At 72.0% G+C, this 13,622-nt stretch carries 11 protein-coding genes; 5 read left to right on the top strand and 6 right to left on the bottom strand.

Going from position 1 to position 13,622, the window contains the following annotated elements:
• Window positions 1–84 precede the first annotated feature (84 nt).
• The 5 genes from CP976_RS12590 to CP976_RS44335 form a co-directional block, all read right to left on the bottom strand.
• Window positions 85–708 carry a GntR family transcriptional regulator gene (locus CP976_RS12590; RefSeq protein WP_150480437.1) on the bottom strand — a complete coding sequence of 208 codons (624 nt, stop codon included), beginning with the start codon at window positions 706–708 and terminating at the stop codon, window positions 85–87.
• A 251-nt stretch (window positions 709–959) separates the two neighbouring features.
• Window positions 960–2,750 carry a 2-oxoglutarate dehydrogenase, E2 component, dihydrolipoamide succinyltransferase gene (gene sucB / locus CP976_RS12585; RefSeq protein ID WP_150480436.1) on the bottom strand — a complete coding sequence of 597 codons (1,791 nt, stop codon included), beginning with the start codon at window positions 2,748–2,750 and terminating at the stop codon, window positions 960–962.
• 62 nt (window positions 2,751–2,812) lie between these two features.
• Window positions 2,813–4,201, bottom strand: a complete 1,389-nt coding sequence (gene lpdA, locus CP976_RS12580) for a dihydrolipoyl dehydrogenase (protein WP_150480435.1) — start codon at window positions 4,199–4,201, stop codon at window positions 2,813–2,815.
• Between the two features lie 305 nt (window positions 4,202–4,506).
• The gene (locus CP976_RS12575; RefSeq protein WP_086850448.1) at window positions 4,507–6,033 is read right to left on the bottom strand and encodes a leucyl aminopeptidase; all 1,527 of its coding nucleotides are present in this window, start codon (window positions 6,031–6,033) and stop codon (window positions 4,507–4,509) included.
• A 164-nt stretch (window positions 6,034–6,197) separates the two neighbouring features.
• Window positions 6,198–6,323: a hypothetical protein gene (locus tag CP976_RS44335; protein WP_268250133.1), complete on the bottom strand. Its 126-nt coding sequence runs from the start codon at window positions 6,321–6,323 to the stop codon at window positions 6,198–6,200.
• A gap of 56 nt (window positions 6,324–6,379) precedes the next feature.
• Between CP976_RS44335 and CP976_RS12570 the strand changes: the two genes are divergently transcribed.
• The 5 genes from CP976_RS12570 (at window position 6,380) to CP976_RS12550 (ending at window position 12,979) form a co-directional block, all read left to right on the top strand.
• On the top strand, window positions 6,380–8,413 hold the full coding sequence (locus CP976_RS12570; protein ID WP_150480434.1) for a hypothetical protein: 2,034 nt from the start codon (window positions 6,380–6,382) through the stop codon (window positions 8,411–8,413).
• Between the two features lie 102 nt (window positions 8,414–8,515).
• The gene (gene pelF, locus CP976_RS12565) at window positions 8,516–10,039 is read left to right on the top strand and encodes a GT4 family glycosyltransferase PelF (RefSeq protein ID WP_150480433.1); all 1,524 of its coding nucleotides are present in this window, start codon (window positions 8,516–8,518) and stop codon (window positions 10,037–10,039) included.
• On the top strand, window positions 10,036–11,550 hold the full coding sequence (locus CP976_RS12560) for a hypothetical protein (protein WP_150480432.1): 1,515 nt from the start codon (window positions 10,036–10,038) through the stop codon (window positions 11,548–11,550). The genes pelF and CP976_RS12560 overlap by 4 nt, the downstream gene beginning before the upstream one ends.
• A complete protein-coding gene (locus CP976_RS12555; protein ID WP_150480431.1) occupies window positions 11,547–12,206 on the top strand; it encodes a spherulation-specific family 4 protein in 660 nt (219 codons plus the stop codon). The genes CP976_RS12560 and CP976_RS12555 overlap by 4 nt, the downstream gene beginning before the upstream one ends.
• The gene (locus tag CP976_RS12550; protein ID WP_150480430.1) at window positions 12,203–12,979 is read left to right on the top strand and encodes an endo alpha-1,4 polygalactosaminidase; all 777 of its coding nucleotides are present in this window, start codon (window positions 12,203–12,205) and stop codon (window positions 12,977–12,979) included. Before CP976_RS12555 ends, CP976_RS12550 begins: the two co-directional genes overlap by 4 nt.
• Here CP976_RS12550 and CP976_RS12545 read toward each other — a convergent pair.
• Window positions 12,939–13,544, bottom strand: coding sequence for an RDD family protein (locus CP976_RS12545; protein ID WP_150480429.1), 606 nt, complete (start codon window positions 13,542–13,544; stop codon window positions 12,939–12,941). The two genes, CP976_RS12550 and CP976_RS12545, sit on opposite strands and share 41 nt — an antisense overlap.
• Between the last annotated feature and the right edge of the window lie 78 nt (window positions 13,545–13,622).

The following is a 13,622-nucleotide window of genomic DNA, read 5'->3' as shown; positions in this document are numbered from 1 at the left end:
GTGCCTCCGGAGGTGGCACGCGGTGACGGCTTTTCGAACGATTTTCGCAGGTCGGAGGCGTTTGAGCGGGCGAGTGCTCGGGTGTCACGCCCGGGGCGCGCAGCCCAGGACGTGCGCCTTCACGAGTTCCGCGATCCGGGGGTCGCGGCGCTTGAACGCGGCGACCAGCTCCTCGTGCTCCTCGGCGTACGACTGCTGCTGGGTGCCCAGCCAGCGGATCGACAGGGCCGTGAACACCTCGATGCCGAGGCCTTCCCAGGTGTGCAGCAGGACGGAGTTGCCCGCGGCGCGGACCAGTTCGCGGTGGAAGGCGACGGTGTGGCGGACCTGGGCCGTGCCGTCGGACACGCGGTCGGCCTCGTAGAGGGCGTTGACGTGGGGTTCCAGGGCCGAGCAGTCCTCGGCGAGGCCCTGGGCCGCCAGTTCCGCGGCGATGGCCTCCAGGCCGGCCCGGACCGGGTAGCTCTCCTCCAGGTCGGCGGCCGTCAGGTTCCTGACGCGGACGCCCTTGTTCGGAGCCGACTCGATCAGGCGGAGGGACTCCAGTTCGCGCAGGGCCTCGCGGACCGGGGTCTGGCTGACCTCCAGTTCGGTCGCGATGCGGCGCTCCACGATCCGCTCGCCCGGCTGCCAGCGTCCGCTGATGATCCCCTCCAGGATGTGCTCGCGGATCTGCTCGCGCAGCGAGTGGATGACGGGCGCGGTCATGAAGGCTCCTTAGGCGGGATTGACGTTTAGACAATACGGCCGGTTCACACCGCGGGTGAGACCGACGAGGGTGCTGTCGTGCAGGTGAGATGAGGCGCACACGGTGCCTGTGACGCGTGTGAGCTCGGGCCGGACGGCCTTCGGGCGGCCGCGGGTCGTTTGTGCTTGATCGCGCAGTTCCCCGCGCCCCTCAGGTACGACGGTGCCCCGCCCGGGAATCCGGACGGGGCACCGTACAGCCGTGAGGAAGGTCAGAGGCCGAGCTCGACCTCGAACTCGCCTGCCTCCAGGATGGCCTTGACCGCCGTCAGGTAACGGGCCGCGTCGGCGCCGTCCACCAGGCGGTGGTCGTAGGAGAGGGTCAGGTACGTCATGTCGCGGACGCCGATGACCGGGCCGTCCTCCGTCTCGATGACGGCGGGGCGCTTGACCGTGGCACCGATGCCCAGGATCGCGACCTGGCCCGGGGGCACGATGATCGTGTCGAAGAGCGCGCCGCGCGACCCGGTGTTGCTGATGGTGAAGGTCGCGCCGGACAGCTCGTCCGGGGTGATCTTGTTGGCGCGGACCTTGCCCGCCAGCTCGGCCGTGGCCTTGGCGATACCGGCGAGGTTGAGGTCACCGGCGTTCTTGATGACCGGGGTCATCAGGCCCTTCTCGGAGTCCACCGCGATACCGACGTTCTCGGTGTCGAAGTAGGTGATGGTCCCCTCGGCCTCGTTGATCTTGGCGTTGATGGGCGCGTGCGCCTTCAGCGCCTGGGCCGCGGCCTTGACGAAGAACGGCATCGGGGAGAGCTTGACGCCCTCACGGGCCGCGAACGCGTCCTTGGCACGGGCGCGCAGCTTCATCAGGCGGGTGACGTCGACCTCGACGACCGAGGACAGCTGGGCCTGCTCGTGCAGGGCCTTGACCATGTTGTCGCCGATGACCTTGCGGATCCGCGGCATCTTGATGGTCTGGCCGCGCAGCGGGGACGCCTCCAGCACCGGGGCCTTCTTGGCGGCGGCCGGAGCGGCGGCGGCAGGGGCCGGAGCAGCGGCGGCGGCCTTGGCGGCCTCGGCGGCGGACATGACGTCCTGCTTGCGGATACGGCCGCCGACGCCGGTGCCCTTGACGGTGGACAGGTCGACGCCGTGCTCGGCGGCGAGCTTGCGCACCAGCGGGGTGACGTAGGCGCCGTCGTCGGCCGGCTGGGCGGCGGCCGGAGCGGCCGGTGCCTGGGCCGGAGCCGGGGCGGGAGCAGGAGCGGCCGGGGCCGGCTCGGGAGCCGGGGTGACCTGCTGCTGCGGAGCCGGGGCCGAGGGAGCCTGCGGCGCCGGGGCGGGCTGAGCCGGAGCCGGAGCCGGAGCCGGGGTGGGCTCGGGCTGGGCCGGGGCGGCCGGGGCCTCCTGCGCCGGGGCGGCGGCCGGAGCGGCACCCGCCTCGCCGATGACGGCGAGCTTGGCGCCGACCTCGGCGGTCTCGTCCTCACCGACCACGATCTCCAGCAGCGTGCCGGAGGCGGGCGCCGGGATCTCGGTGTCGACCTTGTCGGTGGAGACCTCGAGCAGCGGCTCGTCGGCCTCGACGCTGTCACCGACCGACTTCAGCCAGCGGGTGACGGTGCCCTCGGTGACGGACTCGCCCAGCGCGGGCAGGACCACGTCCGTGCCCTGGGCGGAGCCGCCGCCGGCGGCGGCGTCGGCGGTCGGAGCGGGCGCCGGGGCGGCCTGCTCGGTGGACGGGGCGGCCGCGGCCGGCTCGGGAGCGGGCTCGGCGACCTGCTCGGCGGCCGGGGCCGGGGCGGCAGCGGGCGCGCCCGTGCCGTCGTCGATGACGGCCAGCTCGGCGCCGACCTCAACGGTCTCGTCCTCGGCGACCTTGATGGACGCCAGGACACCGGCGGCGGGCGAGGGGATCTCGGTGTCGACCTTGTCGGTCGACACCTCGAGCAGCGGCTCGTCGGCCTCGACGCGCTCACCCTCGGCCTTCAGCCAGCGAGTGACAGTGCCCTCGGTGACGCTCTCTCCGAGCGCCGGAAGGGTTACGGAAACCGCCATGGTTTCGGTTGCTCCTTACGGAAAGTGCGGAAGTCTGTGTCGTCGCTTCGTCGACCGAGGGATCAGTCGTGCGAGTGGAGGGGCTTGCCGGCCAGGGCCAGGTGGGCCTCGCCGAGCGCCTCGCTCTGCGTCGGGTGTGCGTGGATGAGCTGCGCGACCTCGGCCGGCAGCGCCTCCCAGTTGTAGATCAGCTGGGCTTCGCCGACCTGCTCGCCCATGCGGTCGCCGACCATGTGGACGCCGACCACGGCACCGTCCTTGACCTGGACGAGCTTGATCTCGCCCGCGGTGTTCAGGATCTTGCTCCGGCCGTTGCCGGCGAGGTTGTACTTAAGAGCGACGACCTTGTCCGCGCCGTAGATCTCCTTGGCCTTGGCCTCGGTGATACCGACGGAGGCGACCTCGGGGTGGCAGTACGTCACCCGCGGGACACCGTCGTAGTCGATCGGAACGGTCTTCAGACCGGCCAGGCGCTCCGCCACCAGGATGCCCTCGGCGAAGCCGACGTGCGCGAGCTGGAGGGTCGGGACGAGGTCGCCGACTGCGGAGACGGTCGGGACGTTGGTGCGCATGTACTCGTCGACCAGGACGTAGCCGCGGTCCATGGCGACGCCCTGCTCCTCGTAGCCCAGGCCCTGGGAGACCGGGCCGCGGCCGATGGCGACGAGCAGGATCTCGGCCTCGAACTCCTTGCCGTCGGCGAGGGTGACCTTGACACCGTCCTGGGTGTACTCGGCCTTCTCGAAGAAGGTGCCCAGGTTGAACTTGATGCCGCGCTTGCGGAACGCGCGCTCCAGCAGCTTGGAGGAGTTCTCGTCCTCGACCGGGACGAGGTGCTTCAGGCCCTCGACGATGGTGACGTCGGTGCCGAAGGACTTCCACGCGGAGGCGAACTCGACGCCGATGACACCGCCACCGAGGATGATCGCGGACTTCGGCACGCGGTCCAGGACGAGGGCGTGGTCCGAGGAGATGATGCGGTCGCCGTCGATGTCCAGACCCGGCAGCGACTTCGGCACGGAGCCGGTCGCGAGGAGCACGTGGCGGCCCTGGACGCGCCGGCCGTTCACGTCGACGGAGGTCGGGGAGGACAGGCGTCCCTCACCCTCGATGTAGGTCACCTTGCGGGAGGCGACGAGCCCCTGGAGCCCCTTGTAGAGGCCGGCGATCACGCCGTCCTTGTACTTGTGGACGCCGGCGATGTCGATGCCCTCGAGGGTGGCCTTCACACCGAACTGCTCGCTCTCGCGGGCCTGGTCGGCGATCTCACCCGCGTGCAGCAGGGCCTTGGTGGGGATGCATCCTCGGTGCAGGCAGGTGCCGCCGACCTTGTCCTTCTCGATCAGGGCGACGTCCAGGCCCAGCTGTGCCCCGCGCAGGGCCGCGGCGTAACCACCGCTGCCACCGCCGAGGATCACTAGGTCGAAAACGGTGCTGGCGTCGTTCGCCACGTCACGTCCTCCATGCATGTGCGCCGTACGCCGGTCTTCACTGACCGGCAGGCGGCTGGTGTCCGGCCGCTCGTTCTTCGGCCCTTCGGTGGGGCCCTGTCCTGCCGAGCCCCATCTTCGCACTTGTCAGCACAGAAGGAGACGCCGGGCTGCTGTGTGAGACGCCCCACGTTCAGATGAGACGCGCCCTGAAGGGATGACGGACGGCGGGGTCGTGCCCTTAGGGGCGCGGGGAACTGCGCGACCAGCCCCCCACGCCCCCGCACTCGCCACACCACAGGCGAGACCGGGCTACTGGGCGACGATCAGCCCAGATCACCCGCAGCCGTCAACTCCGCCAGCCGCACCAGCGTCCGCACGCCACTGCCCGTGCCGCCCTTCGGCGTGTACCCGAACGGCCCGCCCTCGTTGAAGGCCGGCCCGGCGATGTCGAGGTGCGCCCAGGTGATGCCCTCGCCCACGAACTCGCGCAGGAACAGCCCGGCGACCAGTCCGCCGCCCATCCGCTCACCCATGTTCGCGATGTCGGCCGTGGGCGAGTCCATCCCCTTGCGCAGGTGCTCCGGCATCGGCATCGGCCACGCCGGCTCCCCGACCTCCTCAGCGGCCTCGTACAGCGCCGTGCGGAAGGCGTCGTCGTTGCCCATGATCCCGAACGTCCGGTTCCCCAGCGCCAGCACCATCGCCCCGGTCAGCGTCGCGACGTCCACGATGGCGTCCGGCTTCTCCTGGGACGCCGCCCACAGGGCGTCGGCCAGCACCAGCCGGCCCTCCGCGTCGGTGTTGAGCACCTCCACCGTCTTGCCGCTGTACATCCGCAGCACGTCACCCGGACGGGTCGCCGAACCGGAGGGCATGTTCTCGGCCAGGGCCAGCCAGCCGGTGACGTTGACCTCCAGGCCGAGGCGCGCGGCGGCGACGACCGCGGCGAACACGGCGGCCGCGCCGCTCATGTCGCACTTCATCGTCTCGTTGTGACCGGCCGGCTTCAGCGAGATGCCGCCCGAGTCGTACGTGATGCCCTTGCCGACGAAGGCGAGGTGCTTCTTCGCCTTGGAGGAGGTGTACGACAGCTTCACCAGGCGCGGACCGGCCGCCGAGCCCGCCCCGACGCCGAGGATGCCGCCGTAGCCGCCTTTCTCCAGGGCCTTCACGTCGAGCACCTGCACCTTGATGCCGTGCTCCTTGGCCGCGGCCTGGGCGATCGCGGCGAACGACTCGGGGTTCAGGTCGTTCGGCGGGGTGTTGACCAGGTCGCGGGCGCGGTTGAGTTCCTCGGACACGGCGACGGCACGCTCGACGGCCGCCTTGTACGCCTTGTCGCGGGGCTTGCCGCCGAGCAGGGCGACCTCGGCGAGGGGGGCCTTGCCGTTCTTCGCCTTGGGGTCCTTGCCGTTGTCCTTGTAGGCGTCGAAGGAGTACGCGCCGAGCAGCGCGCCCTCCCCGATCGCGCCGGCGTCGGCGGCGTCGGTCAGGGGGAGGGCGAAGGCGGCCTTCTTTGACCCGGTCAGGGCGCGGGCGGCGATGCCGGCGGCCTTGCGCAGGGCCTCGGAGTCGTAGGCGGTGTCCTTCTCGGGCACCGGGCCGAGGCCCACCGCCAGCACGAGCGGTGCCTTGAAGCCGGACGGCGCCGGCAGCTTCGTCACCTCGCCCTCGGCACCGGAGGCGCCGAGGGTCTCCAGAACGCCGGCGAGCCTGCCGTCGTACGCCTTGTCCACGGCCTCGGCGCCCGGCGCGACGACCGGCCCCTTGGCACCCTTGGCGACACCGATCACGATGGCGTCGGCCCGCAGACCGGGCGCCGCGGCGGTGCTGAGAGTGAGAGCAGTCACGGTGGTGAAATCTCGCTTCCGATGTGAAGTTGCTGTGGTCGAACGGTGTGGGTCGACCGGGCCCGACAGCCGACCCTATTGCGACCTCAGGGTTCGGGTATCACGGGGCCTTCCCCGGTGCGGCGAACACTCGACGACGAGACTACGCGCGTGGCCGTGTTCGCTCATGCCTGCGGGCGTTCACCTGACGGTGGCGTAGTGGCCATTTCTTGATCCTTCATGTCGGTGAACTGAGTCACACTCGTCGGGATCCGGTGAGCGCCCTGCTCGCCGCTTTGCATGATTTCCACGGATCCTCCTCTGTTCGACCGCAAGGGGATCTCTGGGATCTTCAGGGGGAGGAACCATGGCGCAGCGTGCGCGCAAGTGGAGAAACACGGCCGCAGCGGTGACGGCGGCGGGCATGATCACGGCCGGGGCGGTGGCGCCGGGGGCGGCGGCCGCGGAGGCACCACGCATCGATCTGAAGGTGCTGGTCGTGGACAACGGCGACAGCTCCGTCCGGGCCGTCGCCGCCCAGCTCAAGAGCACGGGCGTCCCGTACACGACCGTCGACCTGAACGACGCGGACCGTCCGAAGATCACCGAGTCGTTCCTGAGCGACACGGTCGACGGCCGTCCCCGCGCCAAGTACCAGGGCGTCGTCCTGCCGAACGAATCCCCGTTCGGCGCGGGCTCCGCCGAGCAGACCGCCCTGGAGACCTTCGAGCGGACGTACGGCATCCCGCAGGTCGACGCCTACACCTGGGCGCACCCGGAGGTCGGCCTCGACTACACCAGCGAGGGTGGCTGGGCGGGCACTCTTGACGGGCGCGAGGCATCCGTCACGGCGGCCGGGAAGGCGGGCTGGTTCGGCTATCTCGACGGCGCGTTCCGGTTCGAGGACAACTCGGCGTCCGTTCAGGAGAGTTACGGCTACGTGGCCCGGCCCCGCGCCGGCTTCACCAGCTACGTCGACATCCCCGTGCCCGGCGGCGCCGGCCGCGGCAGCCTCGTCGGCGAATACGACCACGACGGCCGCCGCGAACTCGTCGTGACCTTCGCCTACAACGGCAACCAGCAGCAGTTCCGGCTGCTGGCCCGGGGCATCGTCGAGTGGCTCACCCAGGGAGTGCACCTGGGCCGGACCCGCAACTCCTTCGCCGTGCACATCGACGACGTGTTCGCCCCGGACAGCCGCTGGGACACCGAGCGCGACTGCACCCCGGGCGACTTCGACTGCGCGGGCGGCGACGGCGAGGGCACCACGCCGATCCGCATGACCGCGGCCGACGCCGCCCACGCCGCCCAGTGGCAGCGCGAGCACGGCTTCACCATGGACATGGTCTACAACGCCGGCTCCGGCGAGGAGTGGAAGACCGAGCACGGCGGTACCGACGCGCTGACCGACCGGCTGCTCGCAGACAAGGCGCAGTACCGCTGGGTCAACCACACCTACACGCACCCCTTCCTCGGCTGCGTCCAGGACACCTCCACCGTGCCGTGGAGCTGCGCGAAGAACGCCGACGGCTCGACCAAGTACATGAGCCGCGCCGAGATCGCCGCGCAGATCCGCGACAACCACGCCTGGGCCGTGAACAAGGGCCTTCCCGTCGACCGCACGGAACTGGTCACCGGTGAGCACTCGGGCCTGAGGACGCTGCCCCAGCAGCCCGCCGACAACCCCAACCTGGCCGGCGCGCTCGCCGACACCGGCGTCAGGTGGGTCGCCTCGGACAACTCCCGCGAGCCCGAGCAGCGCGCGATCGGCAACGCCCTCACCGTCCCGCGCCATCCGATGAACGTGTACTACAACGTGGGCACGGCGGCCGAGATGGCCGACGAGTACAACTGGGTCTACACCTCGCGGGCCGACGGCGGCAGCGGCGTCTGCGAGGACAACCCCACCTCGACCTGCCTCGACGAGCCGCTCGACCCCGCCACCGGCTACGCCGAGCACATCGTCCCGCAGGAGGCGCGCACCGCCCTCGGACACGTCCTCGCCGGCGACCCCCGGCCGCACTACGCGCACCAGTCCAATCTGGCCGAGGACCGGCTGCTCTACCCGGTCATGGAGAAGGTGCTGGACGACTACCGGGCCCTGTTCGCCGACAACACCCCGCTGGAGAACCCCCGGCACAGCGCCATCGGCACGGAGGTGCAGCGCCGCGCCGCCTGGCAGATCGCCCTGGCCAACGGCCGCGTGACGGCGTACCGCATCGGCAACACGGTCACGGTCACGGCACCGTCCGGCACCCAGATCCCGGTGACCGCGCCGGACGGCACACAGAAGCAACTGCTGCTGGGCACCAGCGCGTTCGGCACCCCGTACGCGGGAGCCCGCTCGGCCTGGACGACCCCGGCGGCACTCCAGTCGGCTCTGACACTGAAGCTGCCGTAAAGGGGCGCGGGGAACTGCGCGACCAGCCCGCACGAGGCCCGCACTCGGCATCCGGGCAAGCAGTTCCCCGCACACCATCCGCAATACAGGGGGAAACACCGCATGAGGCGAACAGGCCGTCATGTCACCATGCTCACCGAAGGCACCTACCCGCACGTCCACGGCGGCGTCAGCACCTGGTGCGACCAGCTCGTCAAGGGCATGCCCGAGGTCGACTTCCACCTCGTCTCGCTCACCGGCAGCGGCCGCGAACCCGTCACCTGGGAACTGCCGCCCAACGTCTACGCCCACACCTCGGTCCCCACCTGGGGCCCGCGCCCCGGCCGCAGAAGGCCCCCGTACGGCAGGGCCCGCCGCCGCTTCACCGAGACCTACGAGCGTTTCCTGCTCTCCTTCCTCGACCCCGGCTCGCACGCCGACTTCGGCGAGTCCCTGAACGAGCTGGCCGAACTCGCCCGGGACGGACGCCTGCCGGCGGCCCTGCGCACCGAGTCGGCGCTGCGGTCGCTGATGTGGATATGGACGATGCCGCATCTGCCGACGGCCGCCGCCCGCCCCACCGTGCACGACGCGCTCACCGCTACCGACCTGCTGGAACACGCCCTGCGCCCGCTCGGCGTCCGCATCCCCGAGGAGTCCGTCGCGCACGCCGTCAGCAGCGGCCTCGCCACCCTGCCCGCGCTCGCCGCCCGCCACCTGGACGGCGTGCCGTTCCTGCTCACCGAGCACGGCATCTACCTGCGCGAGCGCTACCTCGGCTACCGCCGTGACGCCCAGCGCTGGCCCGTGAAGGCGTTCATGCTGGGCTTCTACCGGGAGCTGAACTCCTACGGCTACCGGGCCGCCGACCTGATCACGCCGTGCAACCAGTACAACCGCCGCTGGGAGGAGCGCGGCGGCGCCGACGCCGACAAAATCCGCACCGTCTACAACGGCGTCGACCCGGCCGCCTTCCCGCACGCCGGCCCCGAGCCCGGGGTCCCCACCCTGTCCTGGTGCGGCCGGATCGACCCCATCAAGGACCTCGAGACCCTGATCCGCGCCTACGCGATGGTGCGCGCCGAGATCCCGGCGACCCGGCTCAGGCTCTTCGGCCCGGTCCCGCCCGGCGGCGAGGCCTACCGCACCCGTCTGGAGAAGCTCGCCGCCGAACTGGGCGTCACCGACGGCCTGACCTTCGAGGGCCGCATCACCGAGGTCTGGCGCGCGTACGCGGCCGGGCACCTCGTCATGCTGTCGTCGATCTCCGAGGGCTTCCCGTTCTCCATCATCGAGGCCATGTCGTGCGGCCGTACGACCGTCTCGACGGACGTCGGGGGAGTGCGCGAGGCCGTCGGCGACACCGGCCTCGTGGTGCCCCCGCGCGAGCCGGAGAAGATGGCCGCCGCCGCGCTGACCCTGCTCAAGGACGACCAACGGCGCATCGAACTAGGGGAGTTGTCGAGACAGCGCGTCATCGACCGGTTCACGCTGCGCCGCTCGGTGGACGCCTTCCGCACCATCTACAAGGAACTCGCGGGCGAGGACGAGGTCTACGAGCCGACGCTGGAGACCGTCGCCGACTGGACGCTGGAACTGCGCGACCCCTGGTACGCCGCCGTCGCGACGGACGGAGCCGGCTGGTGAGCGGAAGCGTCTGGCTGCCCCCGGGCTCCCGCCCGGACACCCTCCCCGGCATTCCCCGGCAGCGCACCCCGAGCTGGGCCCGGCCCGACCCGGTCGACGAACTCGCCGACCGCCTGGAGGACTTCATAGCCGCGGCCGTCCACCCGGACGAGATAGCCGCGCTCCTGGAGTCCGACGGCCTCTCCGACGACCAGATACGCGAACGGTACGGCGTGAAGAACTCCCTCGCGCTCGCCGAGACCCTCTACGAGCGGGTCGAGCGCCGCTACCCCGAGCCCGACGGCCCCCTCCACGACCCCTGGCGGATCGGCCTGCTCGGCTGCCTGCTGCGCGGTCTCGTCTTCGCCCTGCCCGGCCTCGCCTACGTCCTCGGCGCGCCCCTGTTCACGGGCCCCGGCGACTTCGGCCTCCCCGCGGGCACGGTCCCGCTCCTGGCCGGGGCCCTGTGCGGCTGGACATGGAACCAGGGCCTCGCCCACCGGGCGTACGCCTGGCTGGGCCTGGGCGACCGGACGGCCGCCCGGCGAGCCCTGCTGCTCGGTGCCCCGGCCGGCGCGCTGCTCGGCTCGCTGGTCGCCCTGGCGTTCGCGGGCGGCGCCGCCCCGGCCGTGGTCGCCTTCGCCGCCGGGCAGTCCTGCTATCTGGCGGCGGCGACCGTGCTGCTGGTGATGGGCCGCGAACGGTTCCTGCTGGCCGCGCTCGCGCCGATGGCGATGGGCGCGGTCCTGTCCCTGGTCGACCCGCTGCCCGAGGCCGCGAGCCTGGCCCTGCTGCTGGGTTCCCTGGCGGCGGTCGCGGCCCTCGCCGTCCGCGAAGTGGCACCCGCCCTCAAGGAACCGGGCGAGGGCGGCTGGACCGCCGGCCTCGTCGCCCTGCTGCCCTTCGGCGGGTTCGGCACCGCCCCCGCGCACCGGAGCCCCGCCGGACCCCGGCTCACGGGCTCCCTGCCGTATGCCCTGTTCGGGCTCGCCACCGGCGTCCTCGTGCTGTACGCGGCGCTCGGCGACGTCCTCGCCGGGGAGACGGACAGCGCGGTCGCCGCGCCCGCCGCCGTGGCGCTCACCCTCAGCATGGGCCCCGCCGAGTGGCTGCTGTACCGCTTCCGCAGCGACAGCCTCGCCGGACTGCGCTCCAGCGGCACCGCCCGGGACTTCTGGCGCACCACGGTCCTGACCGTCGCCCAGTGCCTGGCCGCCTATCTCGCCGCGCTGCTCGCGCTGAGCCTCACCGCCTCCCTCCTGTGGCCGCACTCCCCGGTCCCGGGCGGGGTCCGGCTGGCCGGGCTGCTCCTGCTGGGCGTGGTCCTCTGGACCGGCCTGCTGCTCCAGTCGTTCGGCGCGGTGACCGGCGCGACGGCGGTGTGCTGCGCCGCGGCCCTCGTCCAGAGCCTGCTCATCGCCACCCGCACCGGCGACCCGCACACGGCGGGCCTGGCCGTGTACGGCGCGGCGGCCGTCGTCCAGGCCGTCCTGGTGTGCGCGCTGCTGGGGAGGGCAACCGCCCACCGATGAGCACTCTCCTGGTCCCGTACTACGAGCACCCGTCCGCCCGCCCCGCCGAATGGGAGGCGATCGTGGCGGCCGCGCCCCGCCTCTACGGCGTCGTCCTCAACCCGGCCAGCGGCCCCGGCGACCGCCCCGACGCGGCCTTCGCCGAGGTCGCCGCCCGGCTGAAGGGGGCGGGCGTCCGGGTGCTGGGGTACGCCGACACCGACTACGGCCGCCGCGCCGCCACCGACGTCGTCCGCGACCTCACCCGGCACCGCGACTGGTACGGCACCGACGGCGCCTTCCTCGACCAGGTCCCCGCCGGGCCCGAGCAGTTCGAGCACTACCAGCGGCTGGCGGTGGCCGCCTGGGGCGTCGGCTGCGGCACCCTCGTCCTCAACCACGGCACGGCACCGCACCCCTGCTACGCCCGCATCGCCGACGTCCTCGTCACCTTCGAGGGCACCTGGGCCTCCTACCAGGCTCTGTCTCCCCAGCCCTGGCCGGGCGGCGGCGGGGTGCGGCTGTGCCACCTGGTGTACGGCGTGCCGCCCGGCGCCGACCCCGAGGGCCTGGCACGGGAGCGGGGCGCGGCGGTGCACTGCGCGGTGCCCGGCACCGGAGATCATCCTTGGGGCACACTGCCGTACACCCTGCACAACCCGGAGAACGCCCCGTGAGACGCCCCCTGCTCGCCGCCCTGCTCGTCCTGCTGCTCGCGGGCTGCACCCAGGGCCCCGACGACAAGCCCGGCCCCCGCTGGCAGCCCCGCCCCGGCACGGCCTGGCAGTGGCAGCTCAGCGGGCGCCTGGACGCCTCCGTCGACGTGCCGGTCTACGACATCGACGGCTTCGACCACTCCGAGGACACGGTCGCCCGGCTGCACCGCGAGGGCCGCAAGGTCATCTGCTATCTGTCGACGGGCGCCTGGGAGGAGTTCCGCCCGGACGCGGAGAAGTTCCCGAAGCCGGTCCTCGGCCGGGGCAACGGCTGGGAGGGTGAACGCTGGCTCGACATCCGCCGCACCGACGTCTTGGAGCCGCTCATGGCGGCCCGTATGGACATGTGCCGCGACAAGGGCTTCGACGCGGTGGAACCCGACAACATGGACGGCTACCGCAACGACACGGGCTTCCCGCTGACCGCCGCCGACCAGCTCCGCTACAACCGGCTCATCGCCCGTCTGGCCCACGACCGGGGCCTGGCCGTCGGCCTGAAGAACGACCTGGACCAGATCCCGGAACTGGTCGGGGACTTCGACTTCGCGGTCAACGAGCAGTGCGCCCAGTACGGCGAGTGCGCGGCCCTGAAGCCGTTCGTGGAGGCGGGCAAGGCCGTCTTCCACGTCGAGTACGAGGTGCCCACCGGCCGCTTCTGCGCCGAATCCCGCCGCCTGCGCCTGAGTTCACTGCTCAAGAAGCACGAACTAGGGGCGTGGCGACAGGAGTGCTGAGCCCGAGCCCGGTGACCTGCGTGCCCGCCACCCGGTCGGCGAGGGACCGGCGGGCGGGGGAGAGGACCGGCAGCGCGTTCAGCAGGAACAGCACCACCGCGACCGCCCACACCAGCACCGACAGCACGACCTGCCCCTCGACCAGCAGCACACAGGCCACCGCGTACACGGCGACGTCCGCGACGGTGGTGACGGCGGCCCGCAGCGCCGCCCGGCGCGGCAGCCGCGGCGTGACCCTGAGTCCGGCCAGGCCCTTGCCGACCGTCCGCCCGGCCAGGGCCAGACAGGCCCACTGGTAGAGGAACACCGTCAGGACCAGCAGCCCGAAGGCCTGCTCGACGTACAGCACCGACTTGTCCCACAGCCTCAGCCCCAGGTCCTGGGAGGCGTCGAGCACGTCGCCGCGCGAGGTCAGCAGTTCGAGTCCGCTGCGGGTGGCGAGCTCGGGCACGTCGGTGACGAGCGCGGAGACCCGGTGGAAGGTGAGCACGGCGAGCGCCGAGGCCAGCGCCACCACCAGCGCGAAGTCGACGGACCAGGCCACGGCACGGCGCAGCTTCGGCATGAACATCCCCCGATCACTTGTGTGTTCGAGGCAGGAAGCTAGCGGCTGGGCGGCCCGGGCAGGAAGGGAACGAGGAGA

It is taken from the genome of Streptomyces coeruleorubidus (genome assembly GCF_008705135.1).
Taxonomy (GTDB): Bacteria; Actinomycetota; Actinomycetes; order Streptomycetales; family Streptomycetaceae; genus Streptomyces; species Streptomyces coeruleofuscus.
This window is presented reverse-complemented; position numbering and strand designations above follow the sequence as displayed.

Excerpts from the sequence above, each read along its gene's own strand:
- CP976_RS12590 (WP_150480437.1), bottom strand. The coding sequence starts at position 708 with ATGACCGCGCCCGTCATCCACTCGCTGCGCGAGCAGATCCGCGAGCAC.
- sucB (WP_150480436.1), bottom strand. The coding sequence starts at position 2,750 with ATGGCGGTTTCCGTAACCCTTCCGGCGCTCGGAGAGAGCGTCACCGAG.
- CP976_RS12570 (WP_150480434.1), top strand. The coding sequence starts at position 6,380 with ATGGCGCAGCGTGCGCGCAAGTGGAGAAACACGGCCGCAGCGGTGACG.
- pelF (WP_150480433.1), top strand. The coding sequence starts at position 8,516 with ATGAGGCGAACAGGCCGTCATGTCACCATGCTCACCGAAGGCACCTAC.
- CP976_RS12555 (WP_150480431.1), top strand. The coding sequence starts at position 11,547 with ATGAGCACTCTCCTGGTCCCGTACTACGAGCACCCGTCCGCCCGCCCC.
- CP976_RS12545 (WP_150480429.1), bottom strand. The coding sequence starts at position 13,544 with ATGCCGAAGCTGCGCCGTGCCGTGGCCTGGTCCGTCGACTTCGCGCTG.